Origin of the sequence: Micromonospora sp. DSM 45708, assembly GCF_039566955.1 — a bacterium.
Classification (GTDB): Bacteria; Actinomycetota; Actinomycetes; order Mycobacteriales; family Micromonosporaceae; genus Micromonospora.
Map to the genome: position 1 here is coordinate 1,384,773 of NZ_CP154796.1, position 17,874 is coordinate 1,402,646.

The 17,874-nt window shown below is 74.9% G+C and carries 21 protein-coding genes; 15 read left to right on the plus strand and 6 right to left on the minus strand.

The features are described 5' to 3' along the window. Window positions 1-47 precede the first annotated feature (47 nt). On the plus strand, window positions 48-1,070 hold the full coding sequence (locus VKK44_RS06650) for a DUF2567 domain-containing protein (RefSeq protein WP_458351611.1): 1,023 nt from the start codon (window positions 48-50) through the stop codon (window positions 1,068-1,070). Here VKK44_RS06650 and VKK44_RS06655 read toward each other — a convergent pair. Further along, window positions 1,036-1,740: an LON peptidase substrate-binding domain-containing protein gene (locus tag VKK44_RS06655; protein WP_343445959.1), complete on the minus strand. Its 705-nt coding sequence runs from the start codon at window positions 1,738-1,740 to the stop codon at window positions 1,036-1,038. The two genes, VKK44_RS06650 and VKK44_RS06655, sit on opposite strands and share 35 nt — an antisense overlap. Before the next feature lie 107 nt (window positions 1,741-1,847). On the opposite strand from VKK44_RS06655, the gene hisD reads away from it, so the two are divergent. From hisD to hisF, 12 genes are all read left to right on the plus strand, one after another. After that, window positions 1,848-3,170, plus strand: coding sequence for a histidinol dehydrogenase (gene hisD, locus VKK44_RS06660; protein WP_343445960.1), 1,323 nt, complete (start codon window positions 1,848-1,850; stop codon window positions 3,168-3,170). Beyond that, complete coding sequence (locus VKK44_RS06665; RefSeq protein ID WP_343445961.1) at window positions 3,167-4,240, plus strand: histidinol-phosphate transaminase; 1,074 nt, start codon at window positions 3,167-3,169, stop codon at window positions 4,238-4,240. The genes hisD and VKK44_RS06665 overlap by 4 nt, the downstream gene beginning before the upstream one ends. Beyond that, window positions 4,237-4,851 carry an imidazoleglycerol-phosphate dehydratase HisB gene (hisB, locus tag VKK44_RS06670; protein ID WP_343445962.1) on the plus strand — a complete coding sequence of 205 codons (615 nt, stop codon included), beginning with the start codon at window positions 4,237-4,239 and terminating at the stop codon, window positions 4,849-4,851. The genes VKK44_RS06665 and hisB overlap by 4 nt, the downstream gene beginning before the upstream one ends. Beyond that, window positions 4,848-5,015 (plus strand): hypothetical protein, encoded by a 168-nt coding sequence (locus tag VKK44_RS06675; protein ID WP_343445963.1) that lies wholly within the window; start codon window positions 4,848-4,850, stop codon window positions 5,013-5,015. The genes hisB and VKK44_RS06675 overlap by 4 nt, the downstream gene beginning before the upstream one ends. Further along, window positions 5,015-5,641 (plus strand): imidazole glycerol phosphate synthase subunit HisH, encoded by a 627-nt coding sequence (gene hisH, locus VKK44_RS06680; protein ID WP_343445964.1) that lies wholly within the window; start codon window positions 5,015-5,017, stop codon window positions 5,639-5,641. The genes VKK44_RS06675 and hisH overlap by 1 nt, the downstream gene beginning before the upstream one ends. Further along, window positions 5,634-5,942, plus strand: coding sequence for a hypothetical protein (locus VKK44_RS06685; RefSeq protein WP_343445965.1), 309 nt, complete (start codon window positions 5,634-5,636; stop codon window positions 5,940-5,942). The genes hisH and VKK44_RS06685 overlap by 8 nt, the downstream gene beginning before the upstream one ends. A 19-nt stretch (window positions 5,943-5,961) precedes the next feature. Beyond that, complete coding sequence (gene priA, locus VKK44_RS06690) at window positions 5,962-6,690, plus strand: bifunctional 1-(5-phosphoribosyl)-5-((5-phosphoribosylamino)methylideneamino)imidazole-4-carboxamide isomerase/phosphoribosylanthranilate isomerase PriA (RefSeq protein WP_343445966.1); 729 nt, start codon at window positions 5,962-5,964, stop codon at window positions 6,688-6,690. Continuing rightward, window positions 6,687-7,136, plus strand: coding sequence for a RidA family protein (locus VKK44_RS06695; RefSeq protein ID WP_343445967.1), 450 nt, complete (start codon window positions 6,687-6,689; stop codon window positions 7,134-7,136). Before priA ends, VKK44_RS06695 begins: the two co-directional genes overlap by 4 nt. A 154-nt stretch (window positions 7,137-7,290) precedes the next feature. Then, the gene (locus VKK44_RS06700; protein ID WP_343445968.1) at window positions 7,291-7,737 is read left to right on the plus strand and encodes a MarR family winged helix-turn-helix transcriptional regulator; all 447 of its coding nucleotides are present in this window, start codon (window positions 7,291-7,293) and stop codon (window positions 7,735-7,737) included. 1 nt (window position 7,738) lies between these two features. Beyond that, complete coding sequence (locus tag VKK44_RS06705) at window positions 7,739-8,164, plus strand: organic hydroperoxide resistance protein (protein ID WP_343445969.1); 426 nt, start codon at window positions 7,739-7,741, stop codon at window positions 8,162-8,164. Next, window positions 8,161-9,162, plus strand: coding sequence for an NADP-dependent oxidoreductase (locus tag VKK44_RS06710; protein WP_343445970.1), 1,002 nt, complete (start codon window positions 8,161-8,163; stop codon window positions 9,160-9,162). Before VKK44_RS06705 ends, VKK44_RS06710 begins: the two co-directional genes overlap by 4 nt. 74 nt (window positions 9,163-9,236) lie before the next feature. Continuing rightward, window positions 9,237-10,004 carry an imidazole glycerol phosphate synthase subunit HisF gene (hisF, locus tag VKK44_RS06715; RefSeq protein WP_343445971.1) on the plus strand — a complete coding sequence of 256 codons (768 nt, stop codon included), beginning with the start codon at window positions 9,237-9,239 and terminating at the stop codon, window positions 10,002-10,004. 33 nt (window positions 10,005-10,037) lie between these two features. On the opposite strand, the gene VKK44_RS06720 is transcribed toward hisF, so the two are convergent. Beyond that, window positions 10,038-10,499, minus strand: coding sequence for a hypothetical protein (locus VKK44_RS06720; RefSeq protein ID WP_343445972.1), 462 nt, complete (start codon window positions 10,497-10,499; stop codon window positions 10,038-10,040). 116 nt (window positions 10,500-10,615) lie between these two features. Then, window positions 10,616-11,248, minus strand: a complete 633-nt coding sequence (yczE, locus tag VKK44_RS06725; RefSeq protein WP_343445973.1) for a membrane protein YczE — start codon at window positions 11,246-11,248, stop codon at window positions 10,616-10,618. A gap of 59 nt (window positions 11,249-11,307) precedes the next feature. On the opposite strand from yczE, the gene yczR reads away from it, so the two are divergent. Further along, entirely contained in the window at window positions 11,308-12,759 is a 1,452-nt protein-coding gene (yczR, locus tag VKK44_RS06730) for a MocR-like transcription factor YczR (RefSeq protein WP_343445974.1), read from the plus strand. A gap of 73 nt (window positions 12,760-12,832) precedes the next feature. Then, window positions 12,833-14,140 carry a low temperature requirement protein A gene (locus VKK44_RS06735; RefSeq protein WP_343445975.1) on the plus strand — a complete coding sequence of 436 codons (1,308 nt, stop codon included), beginning with the start codon at window positions 12,833-12,835 and terminating at the stop codon, window positions 14,138-14,140. 82 nt (window positions 14,141-14,222) lie between these two features. Here VKK44_RS06735 and VKK44_RS06740 read toward each other — a convergent pair whose 3' ends face one another. The 3 genes from VKK44_RS06740 to VKK44_RS06750 form a co-directional block, all read right to left on the minus strand. Further along, entirely contained in the window at window positions 14,223-16,049 is a 1,827-nt protein-coding gene (locus VKK44_RS06740) for an AMP-dependent synthetase/ligase (protein WP_343445976.1), read from the minus strand. 117 nt (window positions 16,050-16,166) lie between these two features. After that, window positions 16,167-17,114 (minus strand): terpene synthase family protein, encoded by a 948-nt coding sequence (locus VKK44_RS06745; RefSeq protein WP_343445977.1) that lies wholly within the window; start codon window positions 17,112-17,114, stop codon window positions 16,167-16,169. A 126-nt stretch (window positions 17,115-17,240) separates the two neighbouring features. Next, window positions 17,241-17,870, minus strand: coding sequence for a TIGR03085 family metal-binding protein (locus VKK44_RS06750; RefSeq protein ID WP_343445978.1), 630 nt, complete (start codon window positions 17,868-17,870; stop codon window positions 17,241-17,243). Window positions 17,871-17,874: the final 4 nt, after the last annotated feature.

Consider the following 17,874-nt stretch of genomic DNA (forward strand, 5'->3'; position numbering starts at 1 on the left):
CGCCGACCACCGCCCCACGCCGGGCCCGGGCCTGAGAGGATCACCGGGTGAGCCCGGACACCCCTGAGCCCGAGCGGACCGCCGACCGTTCCGGCGCCGCCGACCGCCCGTCCGCCGGGGAGCCGACCCGAGGCGCCGGCGGGCCGGCCGACGGCACGCGCGCGGAGCCACCGCCGGCCGTCGCGGACCCGCCCGACTGGCCCGGTGGCCTCCCGGTGCCCGCCGGCACCCCGGTCACCGCGCCCGGTGCGGACCCGCTCGCCGGCCATCCGGACGTCGTCCGGGAGATGCCCGGCGCGGTGTCCGACACCCGGCGCGACGGCGGCCGGCCGGTGGCGACGGTCCTCGGCGTGACGGCGCTGCTCACCGCGCTCGGCGTGCCGCTGGGTCTGCTGTGGGCGTGGGCGGCGCCGGGCACGCCGGTGCGGCAGACGCCGGAGGGCGCGGTGTACGCGGTCCCGCAGCCCGAGCAACCGATCGCGGCCGACGGCTGGTTCAGCCTCCTCGCGCTCGGCTTCGGGGTCCTCTCCGCCATCGCGCTGTGGGTGCTGCTGCGCCGCCGGCGCGGCCCGGCGGGTCTGCTCGCGGCGACGCTGGGCGGCCTCGGCGCGGCGGTGGTGGCCTGGCAGGTGGGCCGCCGGATCGGGCTGGGCACCTTCCAGCGGCTGCTGGACACCGCACCACCGGGCACCGACTTCACCAAGCCGGCCGACCTGCGCGCCGGCGGGGTCGACTGGTTCGGTCCGCTGCCCCTGCCGCACGGCAGTCTGCTGCTCGCGGCGTTCGGCGCGGCCGTCACGTACACGCTGCTGGCCGGCTGGTCGCGGTGGCCGTCGCTGCGCCCGGAGCCGGAGCCCGGCGAGTGGCCGGCCCTACCGGGCGCGGGCGAAGTTTGGCCGCCCGCGGCGGAGGCCGGCGTCGACGGACCGGCCCTACCGGGTACGGGCGGGGTGTGGCCGCCCGCGGCGGAGGCCGGCGGCGACGGACCGGCCCGGCCGGGCGCGGGTGGCGGCGGGTGGCCGGCCCCGCCGGGGGTCAGTTCGGCGCCGGAAGACCCGCCAGCTCGCTGAGCGGCACCGGCACCGCCCGGATCTGGCGCAGCAGCGCCGACTCGCGGTTGAGCAGGCGCAGCTCGGCGCGGAGCCGGCCGGCGGTGTCGTCGATGGCGAGCAGTCGCTGCCGGTCGGCGACGGTCAGCGCGGCGGTGGCCGCGACCAGGTGCGACAGCACGGTCGGGTCCTCCGGGAGCTGCTCGGAGATCTCCTCCTGCTCCGGCCGGATCAGCGCGAGGTACTGCCGGAACACCGAGATCACCCGGGCCGCCAGCACGTCGGCCACCTCGTCCGGGCCGGCCGGCTCGGGCAGCCACTCGACCTCGGCGGTGAGGTACGGCTCGGTGGCGTCGTCGATCTCGGCGACACGGAACCGGCGCCGGCCCACCGTGACGATGTCGAACCCGCCGTCGGCCAGCTCGGTGACCTGCCGCAGCTCGGCCGTGCAGCCCACCTCGTGCAGGGTGATGTCGCCACCGGCCAGCCCGGAGCGGCCCGGCGGCCCGGCTGGCGCGACCTCCCAGCCGGCCTGGATCGCCACCACGCCGAACTCGCGCGGCGCGCCCTCGGGCAGCCCGACCAGGTGGCGCACCAGTGCCCGGTAGCGCTCCTCGAAGATGTGCAGCGGAAGGACCAGCCCGGGGAAGAGGACGGTCCCGAGCGGGAACACCGGCAGCCGTGCGCTCACGTGGTCGAGCGTAGCTCCCCCGCGGCCGGCCTGCGTGTCCCGGCTCACCGTCCCGGCGTGCGGGCGGCCCCGGTCGGTCCGACCGGCGGCGGCCTAGACTCGCAGGTGTGCTGAATCGGATCGACCTGCGCGGCGGGGTGCCCGACCCGCGCCGCCTGCTGCCCCGTGCCCAGCTCGACGTCTCCGTCGCGGTCGAGCGGATCCGCCCCCTCGTCGAGGCGGTCCGCGAGCATGGATACCCGGCGATCCGGGAGGCCAGCGAGCGGTTCGACGGCGTCGCGCCGGAGCATCTGCGGGTGCCGGTCGAGGTGATCCGCGCCGCCGAGGGCGAGCTGGACCCGCAGGTCCGCGCCGCGCTGCTGGAGTCGATCACCCGGGCCCGCAAGGTCCACGCCGACCAGCGCCGGACCGACCACACCACGACCGTGGTGCCCGGCGGCACGGTGACCGAGCGGTGGGTGCCGGTCGACCGGGTGGGCCTCTACGTCCCCGGCGGTCTGGCCATGTACCCGTCGACAGTGGTGATGAACGTGGTTCCCGCCCAGGCGGCCGGGGTGCGCTCGCTGGTGGTGGCGAGCCCGCCGCAGAAGGACAACGACGGCCTGCCCGACCGGCGGGTCCTCGCCGCCTGCGCGCTGCTCGGCGTGGACGAGGTGTACGCGGTCGGCGGCGCCCAGGCGGTGGCCATGCTCGCGTACGGCGCGACTGTCGACCCGGCCGGGGACGAGCGCTGCGACCCGGTCGACATGATCACCGGACCGGGCAACATCTGGGTCACCGCCGCGAAGCGGCTGCTGCGCGGCGTGGTCGGCATCGACGCCGAGGCCGGCCCGACCGAGATCGCCGTCCTGGCCGACCACACCGCCGACCCGGCGCACGTCGCCGCCGACCTGATCAGCCAGGCCGAGCACGACCCCCTGGCGGCCAGCGTGCTGGTCACGCCGTCGACCGAGCTGGCCGACGCGGTCGACGCCGAGCTGGCCCGGCAGGTGCCGGCCGCCAAGCACGCCGAGCGGATCGACACCGCGCTGCGCGGCGAGCAGAGCGGCGTGGTCCTCGTCGACGACCTGGCGGCCGGGCTGCGGGTGGTCGACGCGTACGCGGCCGAGCACCTGGAGATCCAGACCGAGAACGCCCGCGAGTGGGCGCTGCGGGTGCGCAACGCCGGCGCGATCTTCGTGGGCGCCTGGTCGCCGGTGTCGCTCGGCGACTACTGCGCCGGGTCCAACCACGTGCTGCCCACCGGTGGCTGCGCCCGGCACTCGTCCGGGCTGTCCGTGCAGTCCTTCCTGCGCGGCGTGCACCTGGTCGAATACACCGAGCAGGCGCTGCGCGAGGTGGCCCCGCACGTGGTCACGCTGTCCGGCGTGGAGGACCTTCCGGCGCACGGCCAGGCGGTCCGCGTCCGCTTCCCCGGAGGCGACTCGTGACCACCCTCGACGACCTGCCGATCCGCGACGACCTGCGCGGCCGTTCCCCGTACGGCGCGCCGCAGCTCGACGTGCCGGTGCGGCTGAACACCAACGAGAACTCCTACCCGGTGCCCGAGCCGGTGGTCGAGGCGATCGCCAAGGCGGTCGCGGCCGAACTGCGCGACCTGAACCGCTACCCGGACCGGGACGCGGTGGCGCTCCGCGCCGATCTGGCCGCATACCTGGGCCACGGCCTCACCGCCGGGCACGTGTGGGCGGCGAACGGCTCCAACGAGATCCAGCAGCAGTTGCTCCAGGCGTTCGGCGGTCCCGGGCGCACCGCGCTCGGCTTCACCCCGGCGTACTCGATGCATCCGCTGCTGGCGCTCGGCACCGGCACCCGGTGGCTCCCCGGCACCCGGGACGCCGACTTCGGGCTCACCGCCGCCGACGCGGTCGCCCAGGTGCGCGAGCACCGTCCGGACGTGGTGTTCCTCTGCTCGCCGAACAACCCGACCGGCACCGCGCTCGACCCGGCGGTGGTCGCCGCCGTGCTGGCCGAGGCGCCCGGCATGGTGGTGGTGGACGAGGCGTACGCGGAGTTCGCCCGGCCCGGCACGGTCAGCGCGCTGGCCGTGCTGCCCGGCCACCCGCGGCTGGTGGTCACCCGCACCATGAGCAAGGCGTTCGGGTTCGCCGGCGGCCGGTTGGGCTACCTGGCCGCCGATCCGGCGGTGGTGGCCGCGGTGCAGCTGGTCCGGCTGCCGTACCACCTCTCCGCGCTCACCCAGGCCGCCGCCCGCGCGGCGCTGGCGCACCGGGACGCGCTGCTCGGCTCCGTCTCCGCGATCATGGCGCAGCGCGACCGGATCGTCGCCGAGCTGCGGGCGCGGGGGCGCCGGGTGGCCGACAGCGACGCCAACTTCGTACTGTTCGACGTCGGCGGCGACCAGGGTGCCGCCTGGCGTACCCTGCTCGACGCCGGCGTGCTGGTCCGCGACGTCGGCCTGCCCGGCTGGCTGCGGGTCACCGCCGGGACCCCGGCCGAGACCGACGCCTTTCTGTCCGCGATGGAGAAGTTGTCATGAACCGCACCGCCCGGATCGAGCGGGTCACCAACGAGACCAAGGTGCTCGTCGAGATCGATCTCGACGGCACCGGCCAGGCCGACATCTCCACCGGCGTCGGCTTCTACGACCACATGCTGCACCAGATCGCCCGGCACGGCGGCTTCGACCTGACCGTGCACACGGTCGGTGACCTGGAGATCGACGCGCACCACACCATGGAGGACACCGCGCTCGCGCTGGGCGCCGCGTTCAACCGGGCGCTCGGCGACAAGGCCGGCATCCGGCGGTACGGCTCGGCCACCGTCCCGATGGACGAGGTGCTGGTCCGGGCCGCGGTCGACCTCTCCGGCCGGCCGTACGTGGTGCACGACGAGCCGGCGCTGTCGCCGTACATCGGGCCGGTCTACCCGACCAGCATGACGCGGCACATCTGGGAGTCGTTCGGTCAGGCGGCCCGGGTCACGCTGCACGTGGACGTGCTGCGGGCGGCCCGCCCCGGCGGCCACCCGGACGCGCACCACGTGGTGGAGGCCCAGTTCAAGGCGGTTTCCCGGGCGCTGCGCGAAGCGACCGCGATCGATCCGCGCAGCGCCGGCGTGGTGCCCAGCACGAAGGGCGCCCTGTCGTGAGGGTGTGGCCGACGCTGCTGCTGATCCTGGCCGGGGTGCTGGTCGGCGGGACCTGGTCGCTCCACAAGCAGGGCGCGGCCCGTGCCGCCGTGGTGGTCACCGGCCTGCTGGCCGTGCTGGCCACCGCCGCGGGGCTGCTCTGGCTGCTGCCCGGGGAGGGCTAATGGCCCGGCGGGTGGTGGTTCTCGACTACGGCTCGGGCAACCTGCGCTCGGCCGAGCGCGCGTTGGAGCGGGCCGGCGCGGACGTGACGGTCACCGACGACCTGACCGCCGCCGCCGAGGCCGACGGCCTGGTGGTGCCGGGGGTCGGCGCGTTCGCCGCGTGCATGGCGGGGATCGAGGAGTTGGGCGCCGGTCCGGTGATCGCCGACCGGGTCGCCGCCGGGCGCCCGGTGCTCGGCATCTGCGTCGGCATGCAGGTGCTCTTCGGGCACGGCGAGGAGCACGGCCTGGTCACCAAGGGGCTGGGGCTGCTGCCCGGCGGCGTGACCCGGCTGCCCGCGCCGCGACTGCCGCACATGGGCTGGAACACGGTGCGGGCGTCGGAGGGCTCGGTGCTCTTCGCCGGCCTGCCGGCCGACGCCCGGTTCTACTTCGTGCACTCCTACGGGGTCACCGACCCGGCGGCGCTCGCCGCCGCCGGCGCCGTCGTGACCACCGCGCACCACGGCGGCGACTTCGTCGCGGCGGTGGAGCGCGGCGCGCTGTCGGCCGCCCAGTTCCACCCGGAGAAGTCGGCCGACACGGGCGCGGCGCTCCTGCGCAACTGGCTCGGCACGCTTGAGTAAGGAGCGGGCCCGCCGGCGGGCGGCCCGCGAGGCCGAGCAGGAGCGGGAGCGCGCCGTCCGGGCCCGCCGGGAGCGGCGCCGGGCCCGGGTACGCCGGCTGACGCCCCGGCTGCGGCGGGGTCGCACCGGTCGGCTGCGTCGGCACAGCCGGCGTGAGCGGGCGGCCGTCGTGCTGCTCACCGCCGTCGCGGTGGTCGGCATCTGGAGTTTCGTCGACGACCTCGCGCTGCGGCTGGCGTTGGTCGTGTTGTTGCTGCTGGTCCTGCCGGCGATCGTGGTGATCGCGTTGGACCGTCGTTGAGGATGCGAGGAGACAACCGTTGAGCCTTGACCTGTTGCCCGCCGTGGACGTCGCCGACGGCCAGGCCGTCCGGCTCGTGCAGGGCGCCGCCGGCAGCGAGACCGCGTACGGCGACCCGCTGGAGGCGGCCCTCGCCTGGCAGTCCGACGGCGCGGAGTGGATCCACCTGGTCGACCTGGACGCCGCGTTCGGCCGGGGCTCCAACGCCGTGCTGCTCGCCGAGGTGGTCGGCAAACTGGACGTCAAGGTGGAGCTGTCCGGCGGGATCCGTGACGACGAGTCGTTGCGGGCGGCGCTGGGCACCGGGGCGGCCCGGGTCAACATCGGCACCGCCGCGTTGGAGGATCCCGAGTGGTGCGACCGGATCTGCGGCGAGTTCGGGGACCGGGTGGCGATCGGGCTGGACGTGCGCGGCCGTACCCTCTCGGCGCGGGGCTGGACCCGCGACGGTGGTGACCTCTACGACGTGCTGGCCCGGCTGGACGCCGCCGGCGCGGCGCGGTACGTGGTCACCGACATCACCAAGGACGGCACCATGCGCGGGCCGAACCTGGACCTGCTGCGCGAGGTGTGTGCCCGCACCGACGCGCCGGTGATCGCCTCCGGCGGGGTGTCCACGCTGGAGGACCTGCGGGCGCTGGCCACGCTGGAGCCGATCGGCGTGGAGGGTGTGATCGCCGGCAAGGCGCTCTACGCCGGCGCGTTCACCGTCGCCGAGGCGCTCGCCACGCTGCGGTCCGGCGCGTGACCACCGCCCCGGGCGCGCTGCCGGTCGGCGGTGTGGGGGAGCCGCCGCGCGACGGCACGGTGGTCACCCGGCTCGGTTCGGGCGGCCCGTGGGAGTCGGTCTACGGCTACTCCCGCGTGGTCCGGGCCGGCGCGCTGGCGATCACCGCCGGCTGCACCTCCACTGTCGACGGCGGGGTGGCGCACGTGGGGGACGCGGCGGCGCAGACCGCCCAGGCGATCCGGATCGGCCTGGACGCGCTGGCCGAGGTGGGGGCCGGGCCGGCCGACGTGGTGCGGACCCGGATGTACGTCACCGACCGGCTCTACGTCGACGAGGTGGGCCGGGCGCACAACGCGGTGTTCGGCCCGGTGCGTCCGGTGGCGACCATGGTGGTCGTGGCCGGCCTGGTCGACCCGGAGCACCTGGTCGAGGTCGAGCTGGAGGCGTGGCTCCCGCACCCCTGACCCCAGAGGCGGTGCGCCCTCTTTCACGGAAAGAGTGGGTATCCGGGCCGGAATAGGCCCGCTTTCCGGGAAAGCGCGGCTATCGGTGTGAGCGTGCGCGTACCTGCGCGCAATCAAGTTGTGCGCAACTTGATTGCGCGCTACAGTTCGACGGGTGACCGATGATCTGGTGCTGCGCCGGCAGGTGTGCTTCGCGCTCTACGCGGCGTCGCGCGCCCTGACCGACGTCTACCGGCCCATCCTCGACGAGCACGGCCTGACCTACCCGCAGTACCTGGTGCTGCTGGTGCTCTGGGAGCGCGACGACGACGCCCCCACGGTCTCCGAGCTCGGCGCACGGCTCCGGCTCGACTCCGGCACGCTCTCCCCGCTGCTCAAGCGGCTGGAGGCGGCCGGCCTGGTGGTGCGTACCCGCTCGGCGGTCGATGAGCGCCGGGTCGAGGTGGGCCTCACCGGGCGAGGCCGGAGCCTGCGGGAGCGGATGGCGGACGTGCCGATGCGGGTGGCCGTGGCCACCGGCCTCACGGAGGCCGAACTGGTCAACCTCCGCGACACGCTCACCCGGGTCACCGAGACGATCCACCGACCGAAGGAGCAGTGACATGCAGGTCCTCTACACCGCGTCCGCCAAGGCCACCGGCGACGGCCGCGACGGCCACGTCCGCACCTCCGACGGCACCGTCGAGCTGGACCTCGCGGTGCCGAAGGAGATGGGCGGCGCCGGCGGCGCGGCCAACCCCGAGCAGCTCTTCGCGGCCGGCTACGCGGCCTGCTTCCACTCCGCGCTGCGCATCGTCGCCCGGCAGGCCAAGGCGAACGTCGCCGGCTCGGTCGTCGAGGCCGAGGTGGGCATCGGCCCGAACGGCAGCGGCGGCTACGGCCTGACCGTGACACTGGTGGTGGACCTGCCCGCCGTCGAGCGGTCGGCCGCCGAAAAGCTGGTCGAGGCGGCCCACCAGGTCTGCCCCTACTCGAACGCGACCCGCGGCAACGTCGAGGTCGCGCTGACCGTCCGGGAGGCCCTGTGAGCAGCGTGAACCGGGAGATCCACCTGGCCTCCCGCCCCGAGGGCTGGCCCACCGCCGACAACTTCCGGCTGGTCACCACCGAGATGCCGGCCCCGGGTCCGGGTCAGGTCGTGGTGCGCAACCAGTTCATGTCCGTCGACCCGTACATGCGGGGGCGGATGAACGACGTCAAGTCGTACGTGCCGCCGTTCGCGCTCGACGCCCCGCTCGACGGCGGCGCGATCGGTGAGGTGGTGGCCGGTGCGGCCGAGGGCGTCAAGCCCGGCGACGTCGTGCTGCACGGCCTGGGCTGGCGCGAGTACGCGCTGGTCGACGCCAAGGCCGTGCGCAAGGTCGACGCCGGCCTCGCGCCGGTCAGCGTCTACCTGAGCGTGCTCGGCATGACCGGGCTGACCGCGTACGCCGGGCTGCTCGACGTGGCCGCCATGAAGCCCGGGGAGACCGTCTTCGTCTCCGGCGCGGCCGGCGCGGTGGGTTCGATGGTCGGGCAGATCGCGAAGCTGCGCGGCGCTGGCCGGGTGATCGGCAGCGCCGGCTCCCGGGCGAAGGTCGAGCGGCTCGCCGCGCTCGGCTTCGACGCCGCCTTCGACTACCACGACGGGCCGGTGTACGAGCAGCTCAAGGCCGCCGCGCCGGACGGCGTCGACGTGTACTTCGACAACGTCGGCGGGGAGCACCTGGAGGCCGCGATCGGGGCGATGAACCTGCACGGCCGGGCCGCGATCTGCGGCATGATCGCCCAGTACAACTCCGCCGAGCCGCCGGCCGCCCCGCGCAACCTGGCGCTGGTGATCGGCAAGCGGCTGACGCTGCGCGGCTTCCTCGTCGGTGACCACGGTCACCTGCGTGAGCAGTTCGTGCAGGAGGTGGCCGGCTGGCTGCGCGAGGGTCGCCTGTCGTACGACGAGACGGTGATCGACGGCATCGAGCAGGCCCCGGACGCGTTCCTCGGCCTGCTGCGCGGCGAGAACCTCGGCAAGATGCTCGTCCGCCTCTGACGCCCGCCACGAGCGGCGGTGACCGGCCTCACCGGCCGGCCGCCGCCGCTCTCGCGTTGGCTAGGCTTTCCGGCATGACGGTGGCGGTGCGGGTCATTCCCTGTCTGGACGTGGACGCCGGACGGGTGGTCAAGGGCGTCAACTTCGTCGACCTGCGCGATGCCGGCGACCCGGTGGAGCTGGCGGCGGCGTACGACCGGGCCGGCGCGGACGAGCTGACGTTCCTCGACGTCACCGCCTCGTCCAGCGACCGCGGCACGATGCTCGACGTGGTCCGGCGCACCGCCGAGTCGGTCTTCATCCCGCTGACCGTGGGCGGCGGCGTCCGGCAGGTCGCCGACGTCGACACGCTGCTGCGGGCCGGGGCGGACAAGGTCGGCGTGAACACCGCGGCCATCGCCCGGCCGGAGCTGATCGCCGAGATCGCCGACCGGTTCGGCCGCCAGGTGCTGGTGCTCTCGCTGGACGTGCGGCGCGCCCCGGCCGGGGCGACGCCCAGCGGCTTCGAGGTCACCACGCACGGCGGGCGGCGCGGCACCGGCTTGGACGCGGTGGAGTGGGCCGCACGCGCCGCCGAGCTGGGCGCGGGCGAGATCCTGCTCAACTCGATGGACGCCGACGGCACCAAGGCCGGGTTCGACCTGCCGCTGATCCAGGCGGTCCGCGACGTGGTCGAGGTGCCGGTGATCGCCAGCGGTGGCGCGGGCGCGGTGGCGCACTTCCCGCCGGCGGTCGGCGCGGGCGCCGACGCGGTGCTCGCGGCCAGTGTCTTCCACTTCGGTGAGCTGACCGTCGGCGAGGTCAAGGATGCCCTGCGCGACGCCGGGCACCCGGTGCGCTGAGCCGGCGGCCCGGTGTGCCGGCCCGGACGGCGCTCATGGCCGGCCGGAACGCCCCTCGGGGGACCGGCGGGGCATCGGGATGGACCGGACCACGTACTCCTGGACGGCGGCGGCGTGGTCGTCCTCGGCGAGCTGCCACTCGGACTCGCCCGGCGGGTGCCGGCGGGTCAGCACGCCCTGCACGGTGTCGACGGTGGTGCCCAGCCCGGCGCTGGGTCGGGTGCGCCAGAGCCGTTCACCGTCCGGGGTGACCCGGAACCACCCGTCGGAGACGCTGACCAGGCCGGCGCCGACGAGCCGCCGGACCGCCCCCTCGACCTCGTGTCGCTCGGGAATGGCCTGGTTGAGGTGGTCGGCGGTGGAGAGGACGTCGGCGAGGCGTACCCCTTCGGGGCGGCGTGTGGCGGCGGCCCGACGGTGCCGGCCGGCACCGCTCGCGATGACCAACGCCACGAAGATCCAGGCGTCGCTCCAACGCCATCCGTTGTCCCCCATGCACGAATGATGCCCGTCCACGACGGCGGAGAAAACACCCGGTTTTGCCGCCGCGCGTCGTCGCAGCTCAGCGCCGTCCGGGCCGGCTCGCGCGGTGGCGGTCGGCCCGGCTGTGCTCACGAAGCGTAGGCGCTGACCGGTCGGGCCGGGATGGCGAAGATCGGAATGAACAGCTGGGCGAGCGGCCCGATGGCGAGCGCGTAGGCCACCGTGCCGAGACCGACGGTGCCGCCGAGCAGCCAGCCGAGGGCGAGCACTGTCACCTCGATGACGGTCCGGACCAGCCGGAGCGACAGGCGCGGATGGCGGGCGACGAAGCCGGTCATCAGACCGTCGCGCGGCCCGGGTCCGAGCCCGGCACCCAGGTAGAGGCCGGTGGCGGCGCCGTTGGCGACGATGCCGACCACCAGCAGCGCGGCGCGGACCGGCAGGCCCTCGCCCGGTGGCAGCACGGTCAGGGTGCCGTCGACGACCAGCCCGATCATCACCACGTTGCTGATCGTGCCGAGCCCGGGTCGCTGCCGCAGCGGGATCCAGAGCAGCAGCACCACGGCGCCGACGGCGATGGTGACCGTGCCGAAGGAGAGCCCGGTCTGCCGGGCCAGCCCCTGGTGGAACACGTCCCAGGGGTCCAGGCCGAGCCCGGACCGGATCATCAGCGCCATGCTGAGCCCGTAGAGGACCAGGCCGGCGTAGAGCTGGGTGGGCCGCCGCACCGGCCGGTCCCGGAGATTGCCAAGCTGTGCCATGCATGCCACCCTAGGGTCCAATTGACGAAGCCGGAGAGGCCAATCGGGGAGGAGTGGCTATGACCAGCCAGGTGCGCGGTGTCCAATTGGCGCGGCTGCTCGGCCAGTGGCACGCGCTGCCCGGCCGCCGGCGCAGCCCGGACTACGTCGCGCTCGCCGCCGCCGTGCGCGGCCTGCTCGCCGACGGCCGGCTACCCCTGGGGGTACGCCTGCCGGCCGAGCGGGAACTGGCCGAGGCGCTGCGGATCAGCCGGACCACCGTCACCGCGGCGTACCGGGAACTGCGGGAGAGCGGCCACCTGGCGAGCCGACGCGGGGCCGGGAGCTGGACCATGCTGCCCGGCACCCACCGGGTGGCCAGCACCGGCCTCTGGACGCCGCTCGACGACCGGGACATGATCGACCTCGGGGTCGCCGCGCTCTCCGCCCCGCCGCAGCTCGTCCCCGCCGCCCGCGCGGCGGCCGAGGACCTGCCCCGCTACCTCGGCGGCGCCGGCTACCACCCCACCGGGATCATCGAGCTGCGGGAGGCGGTGGCCCGCGGTTACACCGAGCGCGGTCTCCCCACCAGCCCCGAGCAGATCATGGTCACCAGCGGCACCCAGCACGCGCTGGACCTGGTGCTCCGGCTGGCGCTGTCACCCGGTGGCGGCGTGCTGGTGGAGTCGCCCACCTACCCCAACGCGCTCGCCGCGCTCGCCGCCCGGCGGGCCCGGATCGCCACGCACGGGCTCTCCGACGACGGCTGGGACGCCGACCTGCTGCTCGGCAGCCTCCGGCAGACCCGGCCCAAGCTGGCGTACGTGATTCCGGAGTTCCACAACCCGACCGGCCACCTGATGGCGGCCGACCTGCGCGAGCGGCTGGTCGGCGCGGCCCACGCCTCCGGCACCGACCTGGTGGTGGACGAGTCCTTCGTCGACCTGCCGCTGGACGGCACCCCGCTGCCGCCGCCGGTGGCGGTCTTCGACAGGCACTCCCGAGTGATCAGCATCGGCGGGATGAGCAAGCCCTACTGGGGTGGGTTGCGGATCGGCTGGGTACGCGCCTCCGCGCCGCAGGTGCAGCGGCTGGCCGCGGCCCGGGTCGGCGTGGACATGGCCAGTCCGGTTCTCGACCAGCTCGTCGCGGTGCACCTGCTGGCCCAGGCGCCGGCCATCGTGGCGGCCCGCCGGGCCCAGCTCGTCGGCCAGCGGGACGCGCTGGTCGCCGCGCTCGCCGACCGGCTGCCCGACTGGCGGTTCCGGGTGCCGCGCGGGGGCGTCACGCTCTGGGCCGAGCTGGACGGCCCGGTCTCCAGCGCGTTGTCCCGGGCGGCCGAGGAGGTCGGCGTACGGCTGGCGCCCGGTCCCCGGTTCGGCCTGGACGGCACGCTGGAGCGGTTCCTCCGGCTGCCGTTCACGCTGCCCGCCGCGGAGCTGGCGGAGGCGGTCGGGCGGCTCGCCGCGGTCCGCTACGACCTGGACCGGGCCGGCCGGCCGCAGTGGCGGGAACCGAGCGTCATCGCCTGAGCGACCGTTCCCGTTCCGGTGGTTGCCGGCGGAACCGGGTCCCCGGCCGGCGGCGTGCCCGCAGACTGCCCGGGTGGGGAACCGGAGCGACGCCCGCTGGGCGTGGGCGCTACGCGCCGCCGCGCCCGGCTCCCGCACCACCCGGTTGGAACTCTTCTACGACCTGGTCTTCGTCTTCGCGTTCCTCAGCGTCACCACGCTGACCGCCACCGTGCTGACCCCGGTCAACCTCTACCGCTTCCTGCTGGTGCTGGCGCTGCTCTGGTGGTCGTGGACCGGCTTCGCGCGGGTGGGCAACGCCTGCCGCGCCGACCAGGGCATGCTGCCGCTGGTCGGCTTCGTGACCGTGGCCGCCACGTTCCTGCTCGTGCTCAGCGCGCCCAGCGCGTTCCGGGACAGCCCGGGCGGCCTGCCCGGCCCGCTGGTCTTCGCCGGCTGCTACGCCGCCATCCGGCTGGCCCAGCTCACCGTCTTCGCCCGGGTGGACCGGGCCGATCCGGCGCGAGGCCGGCGGTTCCTGCTGCGCGTCCTGGTGCCGGTCGTGGCCACCGTGCTGCTCGTGGTGGCCGGCACCGTCCCGGCCCGGCTGCCCGAGGGCCGGTTCGCGGTCGCGCTGCAACTGGCACTCTGGACGCTGGCGGTGCTGATCGAGTACGTGGTCGGCACCACCGTGGCCTGGCACTGGTGGGTCGTGGTCTCGGCCGGGCACTGGGCGGAACGGCACGCGCTGATGGTGCTCGTCGCGCTCGGCGAGTCGATCATCGCGCTGGGGCTCGGCCCGAAGACCGGCCTGCCGCTGACCGGCCCGGTGGCGGTGGCCGCGCTGCTCGGCATCACGATCGTGGCGGCGCTGTGGTGGGCGTACTTCGACACGCTGGCGTTCGCGCTGGAGCAGGCGCTGCACCACGCCCGGGACCAGGACGCCCGGCTGCGGCTGAGCCGCTCGGTCTACACGTTCCTGCACCTGCCGGTGGTCACCGGGACGATCCTCTACGCGCTCGGCCTCAAGGACCTGCTCGCCGAGGTCGCCGACCCGGCCTCCCCGTCCTGGGGGTGGCAGTTGGGGGACTTCTGGGGCGGCGTCCTCTTCGGCGGGGTGGCCCTCTACCTGCTCAGCATCGCCGGCTGCTGGTGGCTGGCGGTGCGCGAGCTGCACCGTCCGCTGCTGGTCACGGTGGTGGCGCTGGCCGCGGTCGGCCCGTTCGCGTTCCGGATCCCGGAGGTGGCCGCGCTGGGCGTGCTGGCGGTGCTCACCGGCGCCGGCGTCACCTGGGAGACGCGCAGCGAGAACGGCCGCCGCCGCCGGGTGCGTCAGCTCGCGCTGGAGGAGCAGGTGGCCGCCGAGGCCGAGCAGAGCCGGTGGCGTCGGGAACACCTGTGACCGGCGCGGGCCGCCGGAGCCGGTCCCGCGCGGGCCGTGCCCCGGGACGGTGGGGCACGGCCGGCGCGGCGCCGGGGGCACGTCACAGCTCGGCGAGCGTGCCCTCGTACATCTTGTCGATCTCGCCGGCGAAGTTGGTCTCCACGCTGCGGCGCTTGATCTTCAACGACGGGGTGACCTCGCCGTCGGCGATGGTCAGGTCGCGGGGGAGGATCGTCACCTTCTTGATCGTCTCCCAGCGGTTGAGCTTGGCGTTCAGCTCGTCCACGTACCCCTCGACCATCGTCCGCGCCTCGGGCGAGGTGACGATCGTGGTGTAGTCGCCCCCCTCCAGCGGCGTGCCGGCGGCCCAGCCCTTGATCGCGTCCGGGTCCAGCGTGACCAGCATGGTGCAGTAGTTGCGGGCCTGCCCGATCACCACCGCCTGCGAGGTGTACGGGCAGATGGCCTTGAACATGCCCTCGATGTGCGACGGCGCGACGTACTTGCCGCCGGACGTCTTGACCAGGTCCTTCTTGCGGTCGGTGATGCGCAGGTAGCCGTCGTCGTCGAGCGTGCCGATGTCGCCGGTGCGGAAGAAGCCGTCGTCGGTGAACGCCTCGGCGGTCTCCCCGGGCAGGTTGTGGTAGCCACGCATCACCGGCCGGCCCCGGACCAGGATCTCGCCGTCGGTGTCGATCCGGCACTCCAGGTCGCCCATGGCCCGGCCCACGCTGCCGATCCGGAGACCGTCCGGCGGGTTGACGAACGCGCCGGCGCTGGTCTCGGTGAGGCCGTACCCCTCCGAGATGGGCAGGTTGGCGGCGGCGAAGAAGGTGGCGATCTCCTTGCTCAGCGGCGCCGCGCCGGAGACCAGGACCCGCATCCGGCCGCCGAGCCGGGCCTGGAGCTTGCTGAAGACCAGCTTCTCGGCGAGCGCGTACTTCATCCGCAGCCCGGCCGGGACGGGCTTGCCGGCCTGCTCCAGCGCGACCTTCTCCTTGCCGACCGCGACGCCCCAGCCGAAGATCTTCGCCTTCGCGCCGCCCGCGCCCTGCGCGGTGGTGACCGCCTTGTTGTACACCTTCTCGAAGACCCGGGGCGCGCCGCACATCAGCGTCGGCCGGACCACGCCGAGCAGGTCGACCAGCTTGTCCACCCGGCCGTCGACGTAGGTGGGCAGCCCGACGTGGGTGGCGCCGCAGAGCAGCGTCTTGCCGAACGAGTGCGACAGCGGCAACCACAGATATTGCAGGTCGTCGACGCGCAGCAGGCCCAGCTCGGCCTGTGCGACACCCTCCCAGCACCACCCGCCGTGCAGCAGCTCCACGCCCTTGGGCCGGCCGGTGGTGCCCGACGTGTAGATCAGGGTGGCCAGGTGGTCCGGGCCGATGCCGGCGACCAGCTCGTCGATCAGGCCGGGCGTGGCGGCCAGCGCGGCGGCGCCGCGTTCCTCCAGCTCGGCGAGCGTGAGCTGGGGAACGCCGGCCGCCGGGTCGGCCGCGCCGTCGAGGAGCACCACGTGGGTCAGCGCCGGCAGCTCCGCGCCGGCGACCTTCGCGGCCTGGGCCGGGTTCTCCGCGAACAGCACCCGCGACCCCGAGTCGGCGAGAATGTACGCCGCCTCCTCGGGCTCGGTGGTGGGGTAGACGGTGGTGGTGGCCCCGCCGGCGCACATCACGCCGAAGTCGGCGAGCACCCACTCCAGCCGCGTGTTGGCCAGGATCGCCACCGGGTCCTCGAGGCCCACACCCAGCCCGTGCAGCCCGGCCGCGATCGCCTTGGCGCGCTGCCCGACCTGCTCCCACGTCAACCAGACCGGGCCCGAGTCGTCGGGTGCGGGGTGGGCGAAGGCGTGCCGGTCGGGGGAGTCCGCCACGCGCTTGAGGAACATGTCCGGTACGGAACGGTACGGTACATCGAGAGCCATCGTGGAAGCCGCCTTCAGGGGTGGAGGGACGTGACGGGGGTCACGCCGGTCTGCGGTTACCGAAGAGTATTGCCTGCACCGGGGCATCGGCTAGTGCGGATCGGCCGGGGTTCGGGCTCAGGTGTACCGGGTGGCGGCGCGGGACCAGTCGTAGGTGGCCCGGATCCAGTCCCGGCGGGTGGCGAGGAACGCGCGTACCCCGTCGTCGGCGGCGACGGCCAGCGCCGCGTCCCGTTCCGCGTACGCCGCCAGCGCCGCGTTGAACCGGGCCGCCGCCGCGCGCAGCGCCGCCGCCTCGTCCTGTCCGGTTTCGCCGGCGATGGTGGTGACCAGGTTGTGCGCCGGTGGGGCGACGCCGCGCTCCTTGCCGTAGGAGAACACGTCGTTGCACCAGCAGACCAGGTCGGTGGCGAGGGCGTCCAGGGCGGCCAGCGTCGGATCGGCCCGCCGGGTGGGGCCGGGGCGGGCCGGGCGGGTCAGGTCGGTCACCGTGAAGCCGGGCCGTACGCCGCCGGTGTGCCGGCGCATCTGCACGTACTCGGCCACCCCGGGGACCCGCCGGTGCTCCCGGTTGGCCGCCTCCCAGAGCAGCGCCAGCAGGTACTCGCGCAACTGGCTGACCAGGCGCAGCAGCAGCGCGGGCCGCCGCACGTCGCGGGCCCGCCGGCACAGGTCGTCCAACGCCACCGCGAGCGGACCGCCGGTCGGGGTGGGCGCGGCCGGGTCGCCGTGCCGGTCCAGCACGCTCAGCAGCGCCGCCACGGTGGGGGCCAGTCGGGTGGGCTCCGCGCCCAGGCCGTCGTCGTCGCAGGCGTCGTCCACCACGAACAGCCAGTTGATCAGGTCGGTGAGCAGGCGCAGGCCCGCCGGGGACGCCTCCGGGCCGGCCCGTCCGGCCAGCTCCGCGGCGTGCGCGCCGGCCAGTCGGCGCCGCGCGGCCGGGTCACGGACCAGGCCGAGTTCGCGTGCCCAGTCGGCGCTCTCCGCGGCGACCCGCTCGACGGCGGGGTGCCGTCGCGCCGGGAAGGGCGGCTCGTGCAGCGCCGAGAGCGCGAAGCCACGCATCCGTGCCCCCTGTCCGCCGCCCGAGAGGCCGGGCGGCGGGCAGGAGCGTACGGCAGAATGGATCGGCATTCATCACTGGGATGTGCATTTTTCACCATAAGTCGGTCACGGGATGCCTACGCTCGGTCAGAACCCCAGCTCGGCGGCGCGCAACCGGTCCGCCTGCCCCGCCGGGCCCTCCACCTGGACCCGGGCCACCCGCTGCCGGCCGGTGAGGAACAGCACCAGCTCGCCCGGCGCGCCCACCAGCCGCAGCCGCTCGCCGCCCCGACCGGCCCGCAGCTCGCCGTGCCCCGGCGCCTGCACCAGCACCTCGGCCGGAAAACGCCGCAGCGCCGCCCGGGCCAGCAGGGCGACCCGCTTCCAGAGCGCCGCCTGCTGCCCAACCGGCAGGTCGCGCGGGTGCCAGCCGGGCCGGGCGCGGCGCACGTCCTCGTGGTGGATGAAGAACTCCAGGCCGTTGACCAGCTCGTCGGTGAGCGGGTTGCTCACCGGGCTCCACACCGGTGGCCGGCGGACCCGGGCGATCAGGTCGGCGTAGGGGCCGGCGGCGACCCGACGGCGCACCGCCTCGCCGTGCGCCCGCAACGGCGGCAGCAGGATCCCACCGGCCGCGTCCGGCCGGCGCTCCCGCACCAGCAGATGCGCCGCCAGGTCGCGGGTGGTCCACCCCTCGTTGACCGTCGGCGCATCCGGTCCCAGCTCCAGCATCAGGTCGGCGAGCGCCTCGCGCTCCGCTCGGGCGTACCGCGGCATGGCC

Excerpts from the sequence above, each read along its gene's own strand:
- VKK44_RS06750 (WP_343445978.1), bottom strand. The coding sequence starts at position 17,870 with ATGCCGCGGTACGCCCGAGCGGAGCGCGAGGCGCTCGCCGACCTGATG.
- VKK44_RS06720 (WP_343445972.1), bottom strand. The coding sequence starts at position 10,499 with ATGGGGGACAACGGATGGCGTTGGAGCGACGCCTGGATCTTCGTGGCG.
- hisH (WP_343445964.1), top strand. The coding sequence starts at position 5,015 with ATGGCCCGGCGGGTGGTGGTTCTCGACTACGGCTCGGGCAACCTGCGC.
- VKK44_RS06740 (WP_343445976.1), bottom strand. The coding sequence starts at position 16,049 with ATGGCTCTCGATGTACCGTACCGTTCCGTACCGGACATGTTCCTCAAG.
- yczE (WP_343445973.1), bottom strand. The coding sequence starts at position 11,248 with ATGGCACAGCTTGGCAATCTCCGGGACCGGCCGGTGCGGCGGCCCACC.
- hisF (WP_343445971.1), top strand. The coding sequence starts at position 9,237 with ATGACGGTGGCGGTGCGGGTCATTCCCTGTCTGGACGTGGACGCCGGA.
- hisB (WP_343445962.1), top strand. The coding sequence starts at position 4,237 with ATGAACCGCACCGCCCGGATCGAGCGGGTCACCAACGAGACCAAGGTG.
- VKK44_RS06705 (WP_343445969.1), top strand. The coding sequence starts at position 7,739 with ATGCAGGTCCTCTACACCGCGTCCGCCAAGGCCACCGGCGACGGCCGC.
- yczR (WP_343445974.1), top strand. The coding sequence starts at position 11,308 with ATGACCAGCCAGGTGCGCGGTGTCCAATTGGCGCGGCTGCTCGGCCAG.
- VKK44_RS06745 (WP_343445977.1), bottom strand. The coding sequence starts at position 17,114 with ATGCGTGGCTTCGCGCTCTCGGCGCTGCACGAGCCGCCCTTCCCGGCG.